The sequence below is a fragment of the Helicobacter cappadocius genome (assembly GCF_030688855.1).
In the GTDB taxonomy this organism is placed as follows: domain Bacteria; phylum Campylobacterota; class Campylobacteria; order Campylobacterales; family Helicobacteraceae; genus Helicobacter_J; species Helicobacter_J cappadocius.
Window position 1 is genome coordinate 123,021 of sequence record NZ_JAUYZK010000002.1, and the last position, 19,533, is coordinate 142,553.

Genomic DNA, 19,533 nt, shown 5'->3' on the forward strand with positions numbered 1-19,533 from the left:
TTAACAGCTAGATTCTATCTTTGATGAGATCACCTAAAGTCATTTTGTCTTCATTTGAATTGAAGGCTTTTAACTCATCTTTCTCTTTTTTACGTTCTAGTCTCTTTATGGAAACACGAACTTTATTTGCAGTTTTATCTATAAAGGCTACAACCCCCTCAATATCATCATCAATTTTTATATCTTCTTTTTTTAGAGGAAAGAGATCTTCGTTTTTGATGAGGGCATCCATATCTCCTATTTTGATAAATATACCAAAATCTCTAATATCAACTACTTTGCCATTAACAACATCATCGATATTATACTGCTGAGCAAATTCTTCTGTAGGAGATGGTTTGAGTGCTTTCATACTTAAAGAGATTTTTTCTTTTTCTTTGTCTATTTTAGTTAGCTTGACTTCTACCTCTTCGCCTATTGTGAATATATCTTTGCATTTTTGACCTCTATCCCAAAAGGTGTCATCATTATGAAGCAGTCCATCTAGTCCGCCAAAATTTACAAATGCTCCAAAATCAGTCAGAGTTGCAATTTTTCCTTTAATCACATCACCTATGCGGTGTTTTTTGATAAAATCATTAAAAGGTTTGTCAAGTAGTTTTTTTAAGGAAACACGTAGACGTCTGTTTTCAGAATCAATTTCAATAACTTCCACATCAATCTCTTGACCAATTTTTAAATATTCTTCAGGGTGTTTTATATCCTTACTCCATGAGATTTCAGAGATATGTAAAAACCCTTCAATATCATTTCCAATATCAACAAAAGCACCATAAGGTTCAATATTGCTAACTACAACCTTGATAGCATAGCCAGTTTTTAGTTCTTTTTGAATTTCTTTCCAAGGATCTTCGCCAATTGCCTTTATGGAGAATGAAAGACGTCTTTTTGCCTCATCATAAGAAATAGCTTTAACTTCAACTTCATCGCCTTCTTTATAATATCTAGCGGGATTTACAGGTCCTCTGTGGCTTATTTCTGTGTAATGCACAAGACCTTCAACTCCTTCAACCTCTATAAACATCCCAAATGCTGTAATGCTTTTTATTATCCCCTTATAAATTTTGCCAGATTCAACAAGTGTTTTGGCTACTTCAGATTGGTTTTTATCATCTATCTCAAAAAACCTTTTTCTTGATATAACTATAGAATCGTCATCAGGACGTATGTTTACCACACAAGCCTTGATTTTTTTGTCAATATTTTTTGCATCATCCCTCAAAGAAGAGTTGAATTTAGGCATAAAGTACTCAATACCATCAGATTCAACAATATACCCTCCCTTGTTTTTTCTGATAATTTTTCCTTCAATAACTTTATCTTTGTAATCTTCTCCAAGTTCTTTGATCTTTTCTTGCACTTTTTTACTACGAATAGCTTTTTTGTAAGAAACATTAGGTCTCTCCCCTTTGCCCTGAGAGACATATACTTCTATTTTGTCACCTTCTTTGAATAAAAGATTTTCCCCTGAATCTTTTATTTCGGCAATATTTAATCTACCTTCTATTTTTTCCCCCACATCGATCATTGCATATTCACCGTTTATAGATACGATTACGCCATCCTTGATCGTTCCGCTATCATAGGATTTTTCGCTCTCTTCCAAAAGTTTTGCAAAATCTTCATTTTCTTCAAAACCTTCTAAGTTCTCTAAAACCACTCTCATCTGTTCCCTTTAATTTTTGATTTTTTAGGCATTTTAGCCATAGTTTCCTTTTAAAGCTATAAAATTTTTTTTGATTTTGAAAATTCTCATAAAGATTGGATTTTTTCCTTTACTTTGTCAATAATCCAATCAGGGGTGGAAGCTCCCGCTGTTATTCCGCAGATATTTTTTCCTTCAAACCATCGCATATCTAAATCATTTTCATCTTCTACTAGATAGCTATCAGTACAGTTTTGAAGTGCAATATTAAGAAGCTGTTTTGTGTTTGAAGAAGTTTTACCACCTACAACAATCATTACATCTACTTCTTTGCTCAGTTCTCTTGCGGATTCTTGGTTGTCTAGGGTTGCATTACAAATTGTATTAAATATTCTTGCTTCATAACAATGAGTGATGAGATAAGAAGCTATTTGAAGTAGATTGTTAGCTTGTTTAGTAGTTTGAGAGACTAGGGCTATTTTTTTTCCGATTTTTGCTTCCTTTAGTTCTTCCAATGAACTCACCACTATTGGCTGTGTGGTTGAATAGCTCATGACTCCTTTGACTTCTGGATGTGTTTTATCTCCAAAAATAATAATTTGATAACCTTCTTTGCTCATAAACTCTACAATTTCTTGAGGTTTGGTTACATATGGACATGTTGCATCAGTGATTTGAACATCTTTGGTTTTAAGATATTCTAAATCACCTTTTGGAATACCATGTGTTCTTATGATGACATGCTCACCATTTTTTATCATTTGTGTGTCTTCTTCTACTCTTACGCCAAATTTTACCTCAAGTCTAGATATTTCTTTTGGATTATGGATGAGTGGTCCTAAGGTAATACTATTTTTTGTTTTTTCTGCGATTTGTATTGCACGTTTGACGCCAAAACAAAACCCATATTTTTTAGCTAATTTGATTTGCATATTGTAACCTCATTGATTTTGTATATTGGTGATTTTTTGAAGGATTTCTAAAAAATTTGGAAAGGATACATCAATACACTCCGAATCTTTTATTTTAGATCCATTTAACAATCCTGCAATAGCAAAACTCATCGCAATTCTATGATCTCCATAGCTATCTAAAATACCAAATTTGAGTTCTCCGCCTTCTATGGAGTATCCATCTTCAAATTCCTCGCATTCTATACCCATTTTTTTTAAATTTGTAATTACAGCTTTGATTCTATCGGTTTCTTTTACACGAAGTTCTTGAGCGTTTTTGATCCTGCTTTTTCCTTTAGCAACTGCCATAGCAATACTTAAAGCAGGAATTTCGTCAATAAGCCAAGAAATATTTTCCTCAACATCGACCCCCTGTAGTGGTCTTTGTTCGACATAAATATTGCCAATATCTTCGTAATCTTTATTTGTGATCGTGTATTGTATTTTTGCACCCATTTTTTCAAGTATCTTGAATGCTTCTATTCTTGTTTTATTGAGCAGGACATTTTTTAGCAAAACTTTAGAGTTAGGCACAATCGCTGCTGCAATTGCGAAAAAAAATGCACTAGATGGATCTGAAGGAATATTTATATTTAGAGGATCTAGCGGATGTTGTAATGGAAAAATTTCAATTCCATCAGTTGTATTTTTTATATTAGCACCCATTCCTTTGAGTATATTTTCAGTATGATCTCGGCTTAATTCAGGTTCTTTGAATTTTGAGATTTGATTTGTATTTAGTGCAGCTAGAATCATTGCACTTTTAATCTGAGCAGATGAAATGGGACTTTGATAATCAAAGCCTTTTAGCTTTTGACCTATGATAGTCATAGGAGCTAAAGAATCTTGTTTTCTGGCGTAGATTTTTGCCCCGATATTTGTGAGTGGTTCTATAACTCTTTTCATTGGACGCACTTTTAAGTACTTATCTCCTGTAAGGACAAAGTAACCCTCTTGAGCACACAATAGTCCTGCATAAAGTCTGATAGCTGTTCCGGCATTTCCACAATCAAGAATATCGTTAGGCTCTTGGATTTTTTCTTTTGGAGGAGTGAATTTCATTTGATTTTGTGTTATTTCTTCCACTTGCAATCCAAGTTGTTTTGCTATCTTTATTGTGTTTAGGGTATCTTCTCCCAAAAGATAGTTTTTGACAACAGAAGGTTTATTGCTGAGCAAACTAAAAATCGCACATCTGTGAGAAATAGACTTATCAGAAGCAATATTTTCTAGTTCTAATTCAAATTTTTTTGTCATAAAAACTTCAGTTGTTCTCATTTATTTTCCTTGTGAGTGAAGTTTTGAATTATGGGGTTTGTTTCGCATTTGTATTATAATCTCGCATTTTATTCTTTGAGCTTAGCATTGAAGTTGATACTTATAATTTCAAGTACTTTTTGAGTGATCTCAGAAAAATCATTTTCCGTGAGTGTGCCCTCCATTGATTGAATTATTATGCGAATACTTAGTGCAATATAATTATCCGTAGGAGATTCTTCATAGACATCTAGAGGATAGATATTTTTTAGATTTTTGATCTCAGCTTTTTTGACCTTTGTGGAAATTTCGTCAAAATAAATTTTTTTATCAATAAGTATGGTAATGTCTTTTTGCGTTGCAGGGTATTTGGAAAATTCTTTTGCAACAATATGTCTAGGTATGATTTTTTCAAAATCAACTTCACAGAAAAATCCTTCATAGATTCCTAGTTCTTTTGTGAGAGTAGGATTGAGCTTACTTATGATCCCAGCTTTTTCTCCATCAATAAAAATTTTAGCACTTTGATATGGGTGAATTGTTTTGTTTATTTTGCCCTCATTTTCATTCAGAGGTTTGAGTTCAAAATCTCCGATGATAGAAGAAATGCTTTTGCAAAAATCATAAAAATCCCAAACAATACCTTTTGGATAGGGGTAAACTTCTGGAGTTTTCAATCCATTAACCATAAATGCGACACTTGTCTTTTCGTGCCTATCTTCATCATATATACTACCTATTTCAAATATTTTAATACTTTTATAATCAAAATTTTTGTTCCTTACAACAGAGTCAAGCATTGCTGGAATCAAAGAAGTTCTTAAAGTGTTCAATTCTGATGTGATGGGATTTTGCAGATCAAGATTTTCTTTGAGAGTGGGAAAACCAAGAGTTTGCAATTTTTCTTTTTGATAAAACAAATAGTGAATTGTTTCAATAAAGCCCATTGAAAGAGCTTTGGTAGCGATATTTCTCTGGTTCTTATAAGAAATATAGCCTTTATTGTGATAGGGTTTTTCAATGCTTAAATGAGGGGTTGAGGGAATATTTTGAATGCCATAAATACGTAAGAATTCCTCTGCAGCATCTTGCCTGGTTCTAATATCATGACGATAACTTGGGGGAATAATACTGAAAAAATCATCATCACAAGTAGCTTTTATCCTAAAATTCAAACTCTTGAGAATTTTTGCGATTTCTTCTTTGTCGATATTTTTTCCTACAATATTACAAATTGCACCAAAAGTTGTATTGATGATTGTATCTTCATATTCTTGTTTCACTTCTTGAACCCCAGAATATATGAGGCATTTTGTAAAATCTGAAAAATTTTTACATAAGCAGTTCATGCCTGTTTCTAATTGAGGGTTTGAACCTCTAGTAGAACGATAAACTAATGATTTGTTTTGCTTGGGTTTGTTTTTGAAGAGCATTTTTGAAATTGATATAGGATCAATATAGCTTGCTTCTATAATGAGGGTTTTGGGCAAAATATCAAGATTTTGATCAATCTGATTTCCTACACCGATGATGGAAAGTTTTTTATCTAAAAAAACTGCTTCAAAACCATTTTCATCTTTTTTGATACTCAAAGATACCTCTACACCCTTACTTGATGAGATAATCTCAGGATTTTCTATGGCATAAGCATTTAAAATAACCCCACTCATATAGGTGCTATATTCAATGATATTTTGGATAGGGTTTTTTTGCAATGTATTGTTAAATGCTAAACATAATTCGACTTCTAATGGAGTGTTGATTTGTTTGACTTCAATTACTTTATACAAGAGCGAAGATTGAATTTTTCCTTCAGTAAAGATTTGCAAGACTCTACCTACACCTAACGCGACACCTGAGTCTATTTCTTTGTAAGTATTGATCGGGAGATCAAAAATACAGCTGATTTCTCTGGCTATTCCTAGCACACATAGACAATCTCCCCTATTTGGAGTGAGAGAAATATCAATGATATGGTTATTAAATAAGGAATATTCTCTTAATTCTTTGCCTAATTCTAGCTTACCTATACTTTCATCTAAAACCATAATCCCATCATTTATGTGAGGCAACCCAAGCTCAGTGCTAGAACAAATCATTCCATAGCTATCTACACCCCTAAGATTGGCCTGTTGTATTTGTAATTCTCCACCTTTTATTTGTGGTAAGAGTGCCCCGATTAATGCTACAGGAACATATTGGTCTTTAGCGACATTTTTTGCACCACATACAATCTGAAGTGTCTCATTGCCAATACAGACTTGACAAATATTGAGTTTATCTGCATCAGGGTGTGGATTTTTTTCGACCACTTTTCCTACGACGACTTTTGGAGGTAATTCAATTTTTATACAAGACTCGACCTCAAGCCCGATACTGCTCAAAGTATCACAAAGTTTATGGATATCAATACCTGATATATTAATAAATTTAGATAATAAATGGCTTGTGATAATCATTAAAATTGCTCCAATACTCTTAGATCTGTTTCAAAAAAACTTCGTAAATCACTTACTCCGCAAGTTAGCATAGCTAGTCTTTCTATACCCATCCCAAAAGCATATCCACTCGAGTTTTTGTATCCCACTGCTTCAAATACATACTCATCTACAACACCGCAGCCTAATACTTCCAGCCAACCAGTTTGTGAACATACTCGGCAACCTTTCCCCTCACAGAATACACAGCTAATATCAACTTCTGCACTAGGTTCAGTAAAAGGAAAAAAACTAGAACGAAATCTAACTTTTACATCTCCAAACATATATTTCAAAAAATCTTCCAAAGTGTATTTGAGATTTGCAAAACTTGCCTTATCTCCCTTATCTACCACTAAGCCTTCGACTTGATGAAACATTGGAGTATGAGTAAGATCATAATCACGCCTAAAGGTCGCACCAGGACAAATCATCTTGATGGGAGGTGTTTGAGATTGCATTGTGCGGATTTGGACAGGAGAAGTATGCGTACGTAAAAGCATTGAATCTTTGAAATAAAAGGTGTCTTGCATATCACGAGCAGGATGATATTCTGGAAGATTGAGTGCGGAAAAATTATGAAAATCATCTTCAACCAAAGGTCCTGTACATAATTCGTATCCAAGATAAGTAAAATAAGCAATGATTCTATCTTTGGTATAACTGATTGGATGACCTATGATCTTGTGGGAGTTAGATGTAAATAAGCTTACATCAATTCTTTCTTGCTCTAATGCAAGTTTTAATTCAAGCATCTGAAATTGTGTTTTTTTTTCTTGATGAATACTCTCAAATTTTATCTTGAAATCATTGAGGGTTTTTGCTAGTTCTTTTTTTGTTTCACCTTCTAGAGATTTTAATTCTGAGAATTTTTGAGTAATGATCCCCTTTTTACCCAAGGCTTCTATGCGGATTGCTTCTAGCTCTTGTGAGTTTTGAGCATTTTTGAGTTTTTCTAATAATGTGTCCAAGTTAGCATCCTATAATTTATTTTCGCATTTTTTTAAACCAACATTTTTGAAATTTTAGTCAAATTAACTTTATAAATAGATATAATTCTCAAAATTTAAAAAGGAGATATGGTTTGAATATATTTGAAAAAATTATCACTGGAGAGATCCCTTCTAAAAAAATCTTAGAAAACTCTAAATTCTTAGCTTTTCATGATATAGCACCAAAGGCTCCCATCCATGCTCTAGTAATCCCAAAACAATCCATCAAAGATTTCAACGCGATAACACCTGAACTAATGAAAGAAATGAGTGAATTTATTTTAGAAGTTGTAGAAGAGCTTGGTATTAAAGAAAGTGGCTATCGCCTGATTACTAATATCGGAAATGATGGCGGACAAGAAGTTCCTCATTTGCATTTCCATATACTTGGAGGGGCGAAATTGAAATGGCCTGAGTTAATCTAAAAAAGATTGATTATGTTTAAAAAAAATAAACTATTAAGTGAATTTTTTGCTCCCCTTATAGATGCTAGAGATGAAAAATTAAAGCAAATTCGCAGTGGCATTGTATTAGAAAAAGACACTAAATATTTTGACTGGACAGGTTCTGGACTTGCTCATACTCTTATCGAAAAACGTGTCAAAAAACTACTACCTTATTATTCTAATACGCATTCAGAGGTTTCTACTCATTCTAAATTGATGAATGAGGTTTATTTGAAAAGCAAGGATGTTTTGAAAAAAAGCTTAGAACTAAATTCAGATTTTGTAGTTCTTTGTACTGGGTTTGGTGCTACAGGAGCCATAAAAAGATTTCAGGAGATTTTAGGCATATATATTCCACCTAAAACTAAGCATGTTTTGGGTTTAGATGCAGAAAAAATAACCATTCCAAGAGTTCTCATAGGACCTTATGAGCATCATTCTAATGAGATTAGCTGGAGAGAGGGGCTTTGCAAGGTTGAACGTCTTGCATTAAAAGAAGGAGTATTTGATTTAAAGGCACTAAAAGATGCATTGGACTTGCAGAAAAATATTAAAATTATTTCTTTTAATTTAGCTTCAAATGTAACGGGAATACTCGCACCTTATAGGGAAATTTCATCTTTAGCTAGAAAAAATAAAATCTTATTGGCATTTGATATGGCTAGTTCTTCACCTCATATGAATATATCCTCTGATTTATTTGATGCATGTTTTCTCTCACCTCACAAACTTTTAGGAGGGGTGGGTTCAAGTGGTTTATTGTGTTTGAGAAAAAATCTGATTGATACTAGTATTCCCCCTAGCTTTAGTGGAGGGGGTGTTGTAAAGTATGTTAGCAGAAAGACCCAAGAGTATTTTGAAGATGTGGATATTCGTGAAGAGGCTGGAACACCCGGATTACTTCAGCTTTATCGTGCTGCTTTGGCGTATCAGTTGAGAAATGAGTATGGCTTAGAAGATATAATTCGTAGAGAAAATATACTCACACAGATGCTTCTTCACGAACTTCGCAATATTCCGGCTGTGAAGATATATGGCAATGGCGATGCTTCTAAAATAGGTATCATCTCTTTGAATGTAGGGGGAATATCTCCATATGACTTAGCCTTTGTTTTAAGTAGTGTTTATGGCATTCAAACTCGTGCAGGTTGTAGCTGTGCGGGTCCTTATGGACACGACTTACTTGATATGGAAGATGGAAGTTTTGATACACTAAAGATAAAACCTGGTTGGTTGCGAATAAGTATTCATTATACACATTCACTTGAAGATTTGGAATATCTTGTAGATAGTTTGAAAAAGGCTATTAAAACATTACGTGGTGGTTGAATTATTCCCAATTAAAACCCAAATTAGCATAGAAATATCTTCCTTTTAGTGTATTTGGATTGTAAATGGGGTGGTATCCCCAAATTTCGGCATTAAAATATTTTCCCCAATAAAATTTCAATCCAACTCCCCCTCCTATGAGAGATCCATTATTCCTAGATACATAATCAGTGTTTTTATAAATATCCGTAGTATATCCCATGTCTAAGCCTATTGCAGGGGCTAGTGAAATTTTAAAAAAAGGAGGGAGGTAATAGGTAATATCATTTCGATTTAATATTCCCATTTCTCCATTTAAAACCAAACTATCAAAACCCCTAACGCTGTAGATTCCCCCTAGACCAAATTTTTCACTCGCATAAAGTCTGCCTCTTGAAACTTGTGTCTTTACAAGACTTGTATATGCTAAGTTTTGATTTAGAATTTTAAAGGGTGCATAAATATAAGCATCAATTGTAGGAATTGTGTAGAAAAAATCTGGATATTGTTTTGAGTTTGTAAAATTATCCATAGAACCTAAGAATTTTATCCCTTGTTTGACGCCTAAGCTTAGATTGATAGACGCCCTAGAGATAAATCTAATATAATTAATGTTTGCATATATATTGGTTAGATTTCTCCTCTGAGGAATAAGTTCAATATCTTCTATATAGTTTTTTGCCCATCTTTTTCCCAACCCAAGATTAAAGCTGATTTGATTGAGGTTATCTAAATAAATCAAAAAATTACCATTTACATCCATATTTGCAGAATAGCCATTGTAACTAAAGGTATTTTTATTCACTGATAAATTTTGAGCGTATTGAGAGTATGATCCACTGATAGAAAACAGAAATCTTCTAAAAGGAATACTGAAATCAGCTGAAACATAAAGATTGTGAGAATTTTTCCAATCAGGTGTGAGTAGACCATAAACACGTAATATCTCAGCAAGTAAAAGAAGATTTTCAACTCCAAATTGAAGCGAAGTTTGATAAATTCCAGTTGATGTTGAACCAGCATTATTGGCATTCAAAGAGGCGTAAATAGGAAGATTTTTGCTTTGGTTATTGATAGTGATTTTGGATTCTTTGATAGGGGTATTTTTGTCAGCATTTATAGAAGAGATTTCTATGATTGGATTGAGAGTTTTTAGTCGTTTTAGATTGTAAAGCCCTCTGTCGATGGGTCTAATAGTAAAAATATCTCCGGGTCTGATAGAGTAATCTTTTCCCCAAAATCGAGTTGTATTTTTTTTGTCCTTATATTCTATTTCTTTGAGGATAGAGGTTTGAAGAGTAATGATTAGTTTTTTGTTGTTTAAATCTTGATCACTTACTCCAAAAACTGTGGTGATATAGCCTTTTTTGAGAGATTTTAATTTTAACTCATTCAAAAGTTCGGTGATTTTTTCTGCACTTAGACATTGGTGAGTGTAGGATTTTAGTATGGGAGTTAAGAATTTAAATTCTTTTTGTATTTTATCTTGAAGTGATAGCATGCTTGACTGAAGAGAGATTTTGTCAATATAAAAACAAACTGAAGAAGGATTTTTTGAGAGAGTTTGTGTATTTTTTTGAGTAGGCTGTTTAGGGATACGATTTTTGAATTGTTGAAAATTTTGATAATCTAAAAAATCTTTTCTTTGATTATTGAGTTGTTCATTGACATCATTAGGATTATATAACAAATCTTTTGAATAAGCTTTAACATAAAGAGTTATTATTTGTATCAATATAAATAAAATTATCATCCATATTTTTATATATTTTATTATAACCAATTTATTTCTCCTATATATAAAATTCTACCCCATAAATAATTAATTATTATTTAAGTTTTTATCTTTTATAATCATAAAAGATAATATTTTATTTCTATTCTATACTATTATTAAATCCTAACACATTAGAAATAAAAAATCTATTTGTTCTATATCTCTCATAAATAAACTTTATTCATAGAGATGTATTGAAGACTGAATTTAATATGTTATTAGGAGATTTTTTCAGTGAGAGGCAATAGGTATCGTTTATTTTTTAGGAACAAATCTTATCCTTATTCTTCTTTTTTATTTAAAAATAAGTCGTTATTGAAGTGTGAGCGATTCTTTAGGAGTAGAAGTTTCTTTTTCAAACCTTTCATCAACACTAAGCATTTTAAAGTTTCTTTTAAATCCTTGAATTTTTTTGAATCTTCCTTTAATTATCCTCTAAGGATTCAATTTAAGAGATTTTTCAAACAGTTCTTATCTGCTTTGTTATGTTTTTCTCTTGTATTTTCTCCTATTTTTGCAGAGCCTATAGCTTCTGTTGCACCTAATGATACCCCTTCAAAAGATTCTATCCCTTCTGCTATTGCCCCTAGTGATGTCTTGAATAATCCTGCCCCATCTTCTTTGAACCCGATACTCTCCATCGTTCCTGATACTTCAGATGCTAATTATGCTCCTTCTATTGATAAAGCTCCCAATAATATAGAAATCATTAATATCACTTCTCCAAATCAATTTGGAATTTCCAATAATCATTATCTTGATTTCAATATCAAAGAAGTTGGAGCTATTATTAATAACTCAAATAATCCGATCACTCCTTCGCAGTTAGGAGGACTCATCACTTCTAATCCTAACTTCGGCGATAAAGAAGCTTCCTTAATCCTCAATCAAGTCACTTCAAGTCATCCTAGCAACCTCTTGGGTCATCTTGAAGTAGCTGGAAAAGCAGCTGGAGTACTCATCGCTAATCCAAATGGAATCTCTTGTGAGGGTTGTTCTTTTTCTAATGCAACTTCAGTGAGTTTGACCACAGGTTTTATTCCTCCTTCTGAACTCTCAGCACTCACACAGCTTTCTAGAGAATCTTTGAATTCTCATTTATCAACTCCTTCTACTCTAGCACAAGAACTCACTCATAACCTTCATTTTAGAGTTACAAAAGGTCATATCAATATTGATTCACTTAATAGCTTAAATATTCCTTCACTAAATATTCTCTCTAAATCTTTAAGTGCCTCTCATACTCTCTATGCTAAAAATCTAAATATTATCTTAGGATCTAATGATATCAGCTTGGATCAAAAAGGTGCTTTGCTTTTATGGCAACCTCTTACAGACAAAAACCCAGATGAACAGAAGACTTCCAAACTCGCTCTTGATGTTGCTTATATAGGTGGCGTGTATGCAAATTCAATTTATCTCATTGCTTCAGATGAAGATTCTGTTATTAAAAACTCTGGAATCCTTGCTACTTTTCCTTCTTCTGAAGAAGGAGATGGAGGATTTTATATTGATATAAACGGACATTTGGCTGTTTCTAGTCCTGAAGCTAAAGCAATCTCTGCAAATGCAAATACTAGCTCTTCTGATGTTTTTAGCACAGATACTAATGATAATATTTCTAATTCCTCTTCTTTAAATCCTCCTAATGGAATTTATGCGTCCAAATCTCTTAATATCAAAGCAAAATCCTTACAAAATGATTCTGTGATTCAAACACAAAAGGATTCATCCTTTAATTTACAAGAGAGTTTTATCAATAAGGGTTCGATTATTTCTTGGGGAAACTTAGAGCTTTCTAGCAATTCTTTAGATAATGCTAAAGCTTTTATTTATGCAAATACTCTTAAAAGCACGACTGAGTATTTTAATAATACGGATTCTTCTTTTATCTTAGCAAAGAGTGTTTTTCTAAATTCAAAAGAACTAAATAACATCCACTCAATGATTTATAGCGGTGATGAGTTATCTATCAACACAAACAATATCTCCAACATCGCTCACGTTTCTTTGAGAAAAAAGCTCATCTCACAAGAGCATATTTCACAAGGAGAGTGGAATAAAGCAGCGTCTAATAATGGTTTTAATCCTTTTAGGTTTTTAAAAGATGGAGATAAGGATTTCACCCGCTCTATTTATCAAGAAATACTTGATACTTCTAATTATTCTCCTTCTATCATAATGAGTGCTAAGAAGCTTTTTATTCAAGCAGATGTATTGAACAATCAAAATGCCTCTATCATTTCTCCTATTGCAGAGATTTCTGCCAATACTTTCAATAGTGATATAATACAAGCTAGAGAAATCACTGAAGATAAGGGCAGGGAAGCAAGAAATTATCAAGATATATGGTATGAGAAAGAATGTCGTGGCATAGACTGGCTTACCTTGTGTATCAAGCAGACAAATGTCAGACACGAAGTGACAAGATTAAAAGTCTTTGATGATTATTTTAAAGAAAGTTCTTCTTATGCTACTCTTACCTTGCCTAGTTTGGAAGAAGATTTAGCCTTTTATCTTAAAAATTCCCATGTCTCTTTTTATTCTAATTCTTCAAATGATACAAAAGATAGCTCCATACCCTCAGATAATTCTAGTGCTTCTTTTAGTGTTTCAAACTCATTAGAAATATTGGATTCTTCACATTCTTTAGAATTTCTTATTTTTAACCCTTATGATACACTTGCAGTTGTAGATGTTTCTAAAAATCCTTCTATTGCTTTGAAAGATAGAATCTATACAGATGCTAAGGTATTTATCTCTTCGGATTATTTTTATAATCATTTCAAAAACACCTCTAATGTTTCTGTGTTTTTATCTTATCTGAAAAACTCTTCTATGCAATCTAGCTATCTGTCTAGTTTTTATAATTCTAAGTCTTTTTTAAATGAAAGTCTCCATCTTGAAAAACTTGATAGAATGCTTGCAAGTTATGAAGCTAATCATCTTGCCCATAAGATAGAAATCTTTAAAGAAAACACTCAAGAGTCTTCTTACTCTGATTTTTTTAATCAAAAAGATAAAGGCATTTTTGCTTCCAAGCTTGATATTACTTCTGCCTCTTTTTATAACAATTCCTATATCTATGCAGAAAATACAAAAATAGATTCTAAAGACAAGCTTATCAATAAAGGAAGTATCCATTCTAAAGATTTGCTTTTAAGCTCAGAAGGCAGACTTTACCACAGCGGAGAAATTGTTTCTAAGAGTACCATCTTGAGTGCGCAAGACATTGATCTTTCTTCTGAAATCAAGAGCTTCAATGCTTATTTGAGCAATTCCAACTCTCCAAAATATTCCCAAGAAACTCTTTTAAAAGTAGCTTCTATTACCGCAGATAATCTCAATATACAATCCTTTGGAGATGTTTCTGTCTCTGGTGCTGATTTTAAAGTTAAAGATAAGCTATCTTTAGAAGGGGGAATGGTTTCTATTAATTCAAGAGAGCTAGAAGATAGCTACCAAGACTCTTTTAAACAAACACGACATCTAGCACATCAAAGAAATCATTTCTTTGCTTCTTCTATTTCTATCAAAGCCAAAGAGAATTTGGATATAGAAGGGAGTGATATATCAGCTCAGGATGATTTACATCTCTATTCAGATGGAGATATTCATCTTTTAGCTTCTGATGATCAAGATTCTTTGAAAAAAGATTTTTACAGCGAAAAAAAAGGTTTCTTGAGTTTATCTACAGATCACAATTCTACTAAAGAATCATCTATTTTACAAAAAGACAATGTTTTTAAAGCTTCCAACATACAAATACAAACAAAAGGGAGCATTATAAGCAATGGAGGGGACTATGAAGCAAAAAATGAACTCAAAATTCTAGCTGATAAAGATTATATCCAAACAGCTCTTCATAATAGCTATAGCCGTGAAAATTCTAATATCTCTGATAAAAGGGTGTTGGGAATAGACTTTTCTGGGGATACCTTAGAAGATAATGCACAATCTCAAAGTTATATTCATAGCACTCTAGCAGGAAAGAATATTTTTATCCAAACAGGGGGAGATACCACTTTAACAGGAGTGCAGCTAAGTTCACAAGAGAAAACTTCTATTTTAGTAGGAGGAAGTTTTACTCTTTTGAATCCTAAAAATACTGATGTTCAAACCACCAATTCTTCCCATCATAGCTTCGCAGGACTTTTTAGTGATAAAGGCGATAACTATCATCAAGAAATATCCCAAAATTCTAGTTCTATCACAGCAGGGAGTTTGGACATCAAAGCACATAAAAATATCCATATCTTAGATTCACATATTTCTACTTCAGGTGATGCAATGCTGTTTGCACAAGAAGGAAATATAAATATTATCAATGATTATAATTCCATCTCAAGTAAAAGCTCTTCTAATTCAAAAGATTTCAATGGCCTCACCTTCAAATTTGAAGAAAAACTTTCAGCTGGAGTGGATTTCAAATATGAAAATAAACATTCTGAAGACTTTCAAAAACAAGCACTAGGATCTTTGTTTGACATTGGCGGGAATTTGGTTTTAAAAACAGGAGATGAAGGGGATATCAATATCATCGCTTCTACTCTCTTAGCTGATAAAAATATTTTTTTAGATTCAAAAAATGTCCATATTTATTCCGCACTTGATTCTTCTACCTCTAAAGAACAAAATCTAGAAGGTCATTTGAATATATCACTTAATGTTGGCAATGCTTATGCAGATGTTTATTTCGCTGGAGATAAGTTTTATAAAAGTTTGGAGAATTTCAACAAGCTAAAAAAACAATACAATCATAACAAAGAGCTCTACAAGCAAGGGAAGATGAGTAAAAATGCTTTAGATGAGTTCAAATATAATCTTGGCTTTGCTTCTTTAAATATCGCTAATGCTTCTTTAGCGATGACAAGTTCTGTTTCTGGAGCTGCAAGTGCAGCAAGCACTTCATATGGAACAGGATTTTATACCTCTGTATCCTCAAAGATTTCTGGCACACAAAAAAATAAAGACGAACAAAACACCTTTGTGGTTGCTTCTAGCTTAAAAGCAGGAGAGAATATTATCATTCAAGCACAAGATAGTATTTCTCAAATAGGCTCTCACTCTCAAGTAAAAGGTGCTATTGTTTATAAAGCTAAAAATAACATTGATATCCTCTCTTCTTTAAGTTCGCATCATTTCACCAAAGAAACAAAAGAAATCAGCACAAGCACAAGTTATGGAAATAATGGTTTTAGCTTTGATACAGAAATAGGAGGGAGTAGGGAGAGAGAAGTTTCTTCTACTTCTGTTATTTCTTCGCTAAAATCACAAAATATTGCATTATTCACTCCAAAAGATATTCATATTAACGGAGGAGTACTCACTTCAAAAAATGCAGTTATAACAGCAGATAATCTCTCTGTTATCTCTTCTTCTGATTCAAAATACTCTCATATGAATTCTGCTTCTGCTTCTACAGGTTATGGAAGTTCTTCTATTAATGGAGGATTCTCAAAGACCAAAGGCAATACTGATAAGCAATGGGTGCAAGAACAATCAGGAATCTTTGCTCAAAATCAGCTTAAGCTCAATGTAGCACATCACACTTACCTAGAAGCTGCTTATTTAATTTCAGGTTCAGATGAACTCTTCTTCAATACAGATACCTTCTCTTATAAAGACAAAGAAAACAAAGATTATATTTCCTCAAAAGGAATCTCTGTTTCCCTGCAAAGTGATAATCAATTATTCTCACATTCTTCTATCCAAATAGGACTTTCTAAAGAAGGAAGTGTTACAGAAGGAAAAACTCTAGCCACATTAGGAAAAGGAGAGATATTTATAGCCAACCCTGATGGTTTGATACACACTATCAATAGGGATATCTCTAAAAGCAGTGCTATCACTCAAGATAAAATCACAGCAGCCCTCAATGCAAACGTTCAAATAGATAACCGTCTCTTCAGTCAAAAAGGAAGAGAGTCTATTTATGAAGACATCATTTCTCTTCCAAATAATCTTATCAAAACCACTAATGGTGTACTCACTTTAGCATTCAATCCCCTTATTAGTGCAACTGAAGTATTGTTCAATCCTGATATATCTCTACATGAAGTATTCAATCAATGGAAATCCAACCAAAGTGCAGCTGTAGCAATCAATAACCTCGATAGAAAAACATTCAATGATCTAAGCAGTGGTCAAGACATCACAGATATAATCGCAGCAATCAAAGGAGAAAACCACGATAGAGTTCATATCTACTATGATGAAACAGATGGCGTAAATGGTTTTTATGATAACAAAAACAAACAGATATATCTCAATGCCGCTAACAACATCGCTACTGATACTAAAACTTTCGTTAAAACCTATACTCACGAAAATGCTCATAGATTCACTCATAATGACAACATCGCTAATAACGCAGGAAGTTATGGAAATTTCTCTTATCATCTATCAAACTTCTTAGGATTCTCTCATATCAACACAAAAGGCATACCAACACAAAACAAAGACAATACCACTACCTACACTCCTATCTCTTCTAAACAATGGTATGAAAACCAAATAAGCAATACAGGATTCAATCATAAAAGCTATCCAACCCTAAACAATGATTTCAATCTAAATAACAACAATCATAAAGACAACAATCCAGATAAACAAAACAATCCAGATAATTCAGATAACAACAACCATTTTAAAGATATTTTAGATTACAATAATCATCAAGCTTCTTTGGTAGAACAAGAGGATAGGGATAATTTTTTAAATCCCATTTGGGATATAGGGAACATAGTATATGATGCACTAGCTTATAGCTATTATAGTATCAAAGGAGACAGGGAAGGTAAGAAAGATTCTCTTATCGACCTTACAGCTGATGGAGTTTCTCTTTTTATTCCTTTTATTCCTGCAGGTATTACAAAAGCAACAAGAGGAACATATAAAGCAACTAAGAATATTGCTAAGAATGTTCAAAGTCAGACCAAAGAGAGAAAAGTAAATGTGTATCAGCCAGGTGCCCCTAACATAGATGGAAAAATATTCACTAAAAAAAAGGGAAATCAAGGATATGTTGATCAAGACGGAAATATCTATCAAAGAGATCGCCAACACAAAGGGTGGGAAGTGTATAACAAAAGAGGGGAACATAAAGGAGAAATTGATCATAATGGCAATAAAACAGATGATGCTATAAAAGGAAGAAGGATAAAACCTTGATAAAAAAAAATCCACTTATAATCCCACGATACATACAAAAACAACCTATTGATCTGCTTATAGAAAACTATCTAAACAAACAGTTTTATCTGTATGAAATAGATAACGATTTGGAGATTTTACAAAAAGTTAAAATTCCAAAAGACATATTTAAAAATTTCGTAGCATTTTTTTCTCGATGGGAGTTTGATGTATTTATGCCTTTTAGATTAAATCAAGATGATTTGGATTTTTTTAAATCTCAAATAGGGTTTGTAAAATTAGATGTTGATAGTTGTGTAGATGTATTTCTGAACAGTCAGTATGTTAATATTTCTTTTGATAATAATCAAATCCACATAGAAGCTATTCCTTTTTCAAAATTACAAACTTTTTCTGAGCTAATACCTAAAGAATTTTTTCCGCAATATAGAGAATGTGACGAAGAACTTAAAATCATTTCTAAAATTATCAAAGAAGAAGGGTTTCATAAGACATATTTTATTGGGAGAAGTCTTCATTTAGATTTTATCTATAAATCTGAAGATAGCTATAAAAGAACCATAATTAAAAATAATATCTACCCTAAGCTTCTTAGAGAATTTTCATATGTATATAAACCAAGTGTTGAGCAGATAGATGACTTTATTAGGGGTGGTGTCATTAAGAATAGTTTCATAGTAGATAATTTTATTAACAATAATTATGATGAATTAAGTTTAGGTTATGAAGGTCCTAGATATGCTAAAACAAATAATATCAACCTTATTCTCCAATACAATAATTACTTTAAAATCTACAAATTAAGTAATATGCAAAGAAAATTAATCAAAAAATATTTTTATAAGCCATTACCTAGTGATCATTTTTATCTTGGAATTTTACAAATATCAGAAAATAGTTTTATTATTCCCACTCCTAAAGCGTACCTTCAGATTTATAATGAAGGAGGATACCTTATTATGACCATATTTTTTCCAAGTAATTTCGATCTGAATGAGTTGATAAAGATATTTGGGATGAAGAAAACTAGAGAGGTTCTAACCTCGGATAGTAAGCTTTATCCAGATAAAAAACAGCTTTTAAAGATTTCTAAAATAATCAAATTTGATTATTTAGATGATTATTATTATGAATTAGGAGTTACTTTCTAAGTACCTTTAGATGAGTTCAAAGATGAGTTCTTTGAATATATAATGTTCTTAATGCTTGAGGGTAGGTGCAGAGTTGGCAATGAAGTCAAAAAAGATCCCATCAATACACTCCTTGATGGAAGCATTATCAATTATGATTTAGATAATGAAGAAAATGCCAAACTCATCGTATCTAGCTGGAAAAGAAGTACTGAAATGTATCCTATCAAAAAAATAGGAGATGAAAATTATTCTAAGTTATCTGCTTTAAATATTTTCTTTCCAAGTTTTATTAGGGATTGATACTGATAAGATAAGAGAGTGTTGGGAATGTTTGGAACTAAAAATGAAATCTATATTTTGGCTTGAATTTCAGATATATGAGGTTAACTT

The 19,533-nt window shown here is 32.4% G+C and carries 11 protein-coding genes; 5 read left to right on the forward strand and 6 right to left on the reverse strand.

All coding sequences use genetic code 11. The annotated features are described in order from the left end of the window. Positions 1-7 precede the first annotated feature (7 nt). The 5 genes from Q5I06_RS01935 to pheS all read right to left on the reverse strand — a co-directional run bounded on the left by Q5I06_RS01935 (position 8) and on the right by pheS (position 7,303). Complete coding sequence (locus tag Q5I06_RS01935; protein ID WP_305516521.1) at positions 8-1,666, reverse strand: 30S ribosomal protein S1; 1,659 nt, start codon at positions 1,664-1,666, stop codon at positions 8-10. Between the two features lie 86 nt (positions 1,667-1,752). Beyond that, complete coding sequence (locus Q5I06_RS01940) at positions 1,753-2,577, reverse strand: 4-hydroxy-3-methylbut-2-enyl diphosphate reductase (RefSeq protein ID WP_305516522.1); 825 nt, start codon at positions 2,575-2,577, stop codon at positions 1,753-1,755. A gap of 9 nt (positions 2,578-2,586) precedes the next feature. Then, the gene (gene aroA, locus Q5I06_RS01945) at positions 2,587-3,876 is read right to left on the reverse strand and encodes a 3-phosphoshikimate 1-carboxyvinyltransferase (RefSeq protein WP_305516523.1); all 1,290 of its coding nucleotides are present in this window, start codon (positions 3,874-3,876) and stop codon (positions 2,587-2,589) included. Between the two features lie 68 nt (positions 3,877-3,944). Continuing rightward, positions 3,945-6,314 carry a phenylalanine--tRNA ligase subunit beta gene (gene pheT / locus Q5I06_RS01950; RefSeq protein ID WP_305516524.1) on the reverse strand — a complete coding sequence of 790 codons (2,370 nt, stop codon included), beginning with the start codon at positions 6,312-6,314 and terminating at the stop codon, positions 3,945-3,947. Further along, complete coding sequence (gene pheS / locus Q5I06_RS01955) at positions 6,314-7,303, reverse strand: phenylalanine--tRNA ligase subunit alpha (RefSeq protein ID WP_305516525.1); 990 nt, start codon at positions 7,301-7,303, stop codon at positions 6,314-6,316. The genes pheT and pheS overlap by 1 nt, the downstream gene beginning before the upstream one ends. 113 nt (positions 7,304-7,416) lie before the next feature. On the opposite strand from pheS, the gene Q5I06_RS01960 reads away from it, so the two are divergent. Continuing rightward, a complete protein-coding gene (locus Q5I06_RS01960) occupies positions 7,417-7,749 on the forward strand; it encodes a histidine triad nucleotide-binding protein (protein ID WP_305516526.1) in 333 nt (110 codons plus the stop codon). 12 nt (positions 7,750-7,761) lie between these two features. Continuing rightward, entirely contained in the window at positions 7,762-9,099 is a 1,338-nt protein-coding gene (locus tag Q5I06_RS01965) for an aminotransferase class V-fold PLP-dependent enzyme (RefSeq protein WP_305516527.1), read from the forward strand. A 1-nt stretch (position 9,100) separates the two neighbouring features. Here Q5I06_RS01965 and Q5I06_RS01970 read toward each other — a convergent pair whose 3' ends face one another. Continuing rightward, positions 9,101-10,861 (reverse strand): ShlB/FhaC/HecB family hemolysin secretion/activation protein, encoded by a 1,761-nt coding sequence (locus Q5I06_RS01970; protein WP_305516528.1) that lies wholly within the window; start codon positions 10,859-10,861, stop codon positions 9,101-9,103. Between the two features lie 474 nt (positions 10,862-11,335). On the opposite strand from Q5I06_RS01970, the gene Q5I06_RS01975 reads away from it, so the two are divergent. From Q5I06_RS01975 to Q5I06_RS01985, 3 genes are read left to right on the forward strand one after another with little or no spacing between them, the layout of a single operon-like run. Next, positions 11,336-18,028: a two-partner secretion domain-containing protein gene (locus Q5I06_RS01975; RefSeq protein ID WP_305516529.1), complete on the forward strand. Its 6,693-nt coding sequence runs from the start codon at positions 11,336-11,338 to the stop codon at positions 18,026-18,028. Next, positions 18,025-19,161, forward strand: a complete 1,137-nt coding sequence (locus tag Q5I06_RS01980; RefSeq protein ID WP_305516530.1) for a hypothetical protein — start codon at positions 18,025-18,027, stop codon at positions 19,159-19,161. Before Q5I06_RS01975 ends, Q5I06_RS01980 begins: the two co-directional genes overlap by 4 nt. A 51-nt stretch (positions 19,162-19,212) precedes the next feature. After that, a complete protein-coding gene (locus Q5I06_RS01985; protein ID WP_305516531.1) occupies positions 19,213-19,443 on the forward strand; it encodes a hypothetical protein in 231 nt (76 codons plus the stop codon). Positions 19,444-19,533: the final 90 nt, after the last annotated feature.

Coding starts and splice junctions, on each gene's coding strand:
- Q5I06_RS01985 (WP_305516531.1), top strand. CDS start 19,213: ATGCTTGAGGGTAGGTGCAGAGTTGGCAATGAAGTCAAAAAAGATCCC.
- Q5I06_RS01935 (WP_305516521.1), bottom strand. CDS start 1,666: ATGAGAGTGGTTTTAGAGAACTTAGAAGGTTTTGAAGAAAATGAAGAT.
- pheT (WP_305516524.1), bottom strand. CDS start 6,314: ATGATTATCACAAGCCATTTATTATCTAAATTTATTAATATATCAGGT.
- Q5I06_RS01965 (WP_305516527.1), top strand. CDS start 7,762: ATGTTTAAAAAAAATAAACTATTAAGTGAATTTTTTGCTCCCCTTATA.
- aroA (WP_305516523.1), bottom strand. CDS start 3,876: ATGAGAACAACTGAAGTTTTTATGACAAAAAAATTTGAATTAGAACTA.
- Q5I06_RS01940 (WP_305516522.1), bottom strand. CDS start 2,577: ATGCAAATCAAATTAGCTAAAAAATATGGGTTTTGTTTTGGCGTCAAA.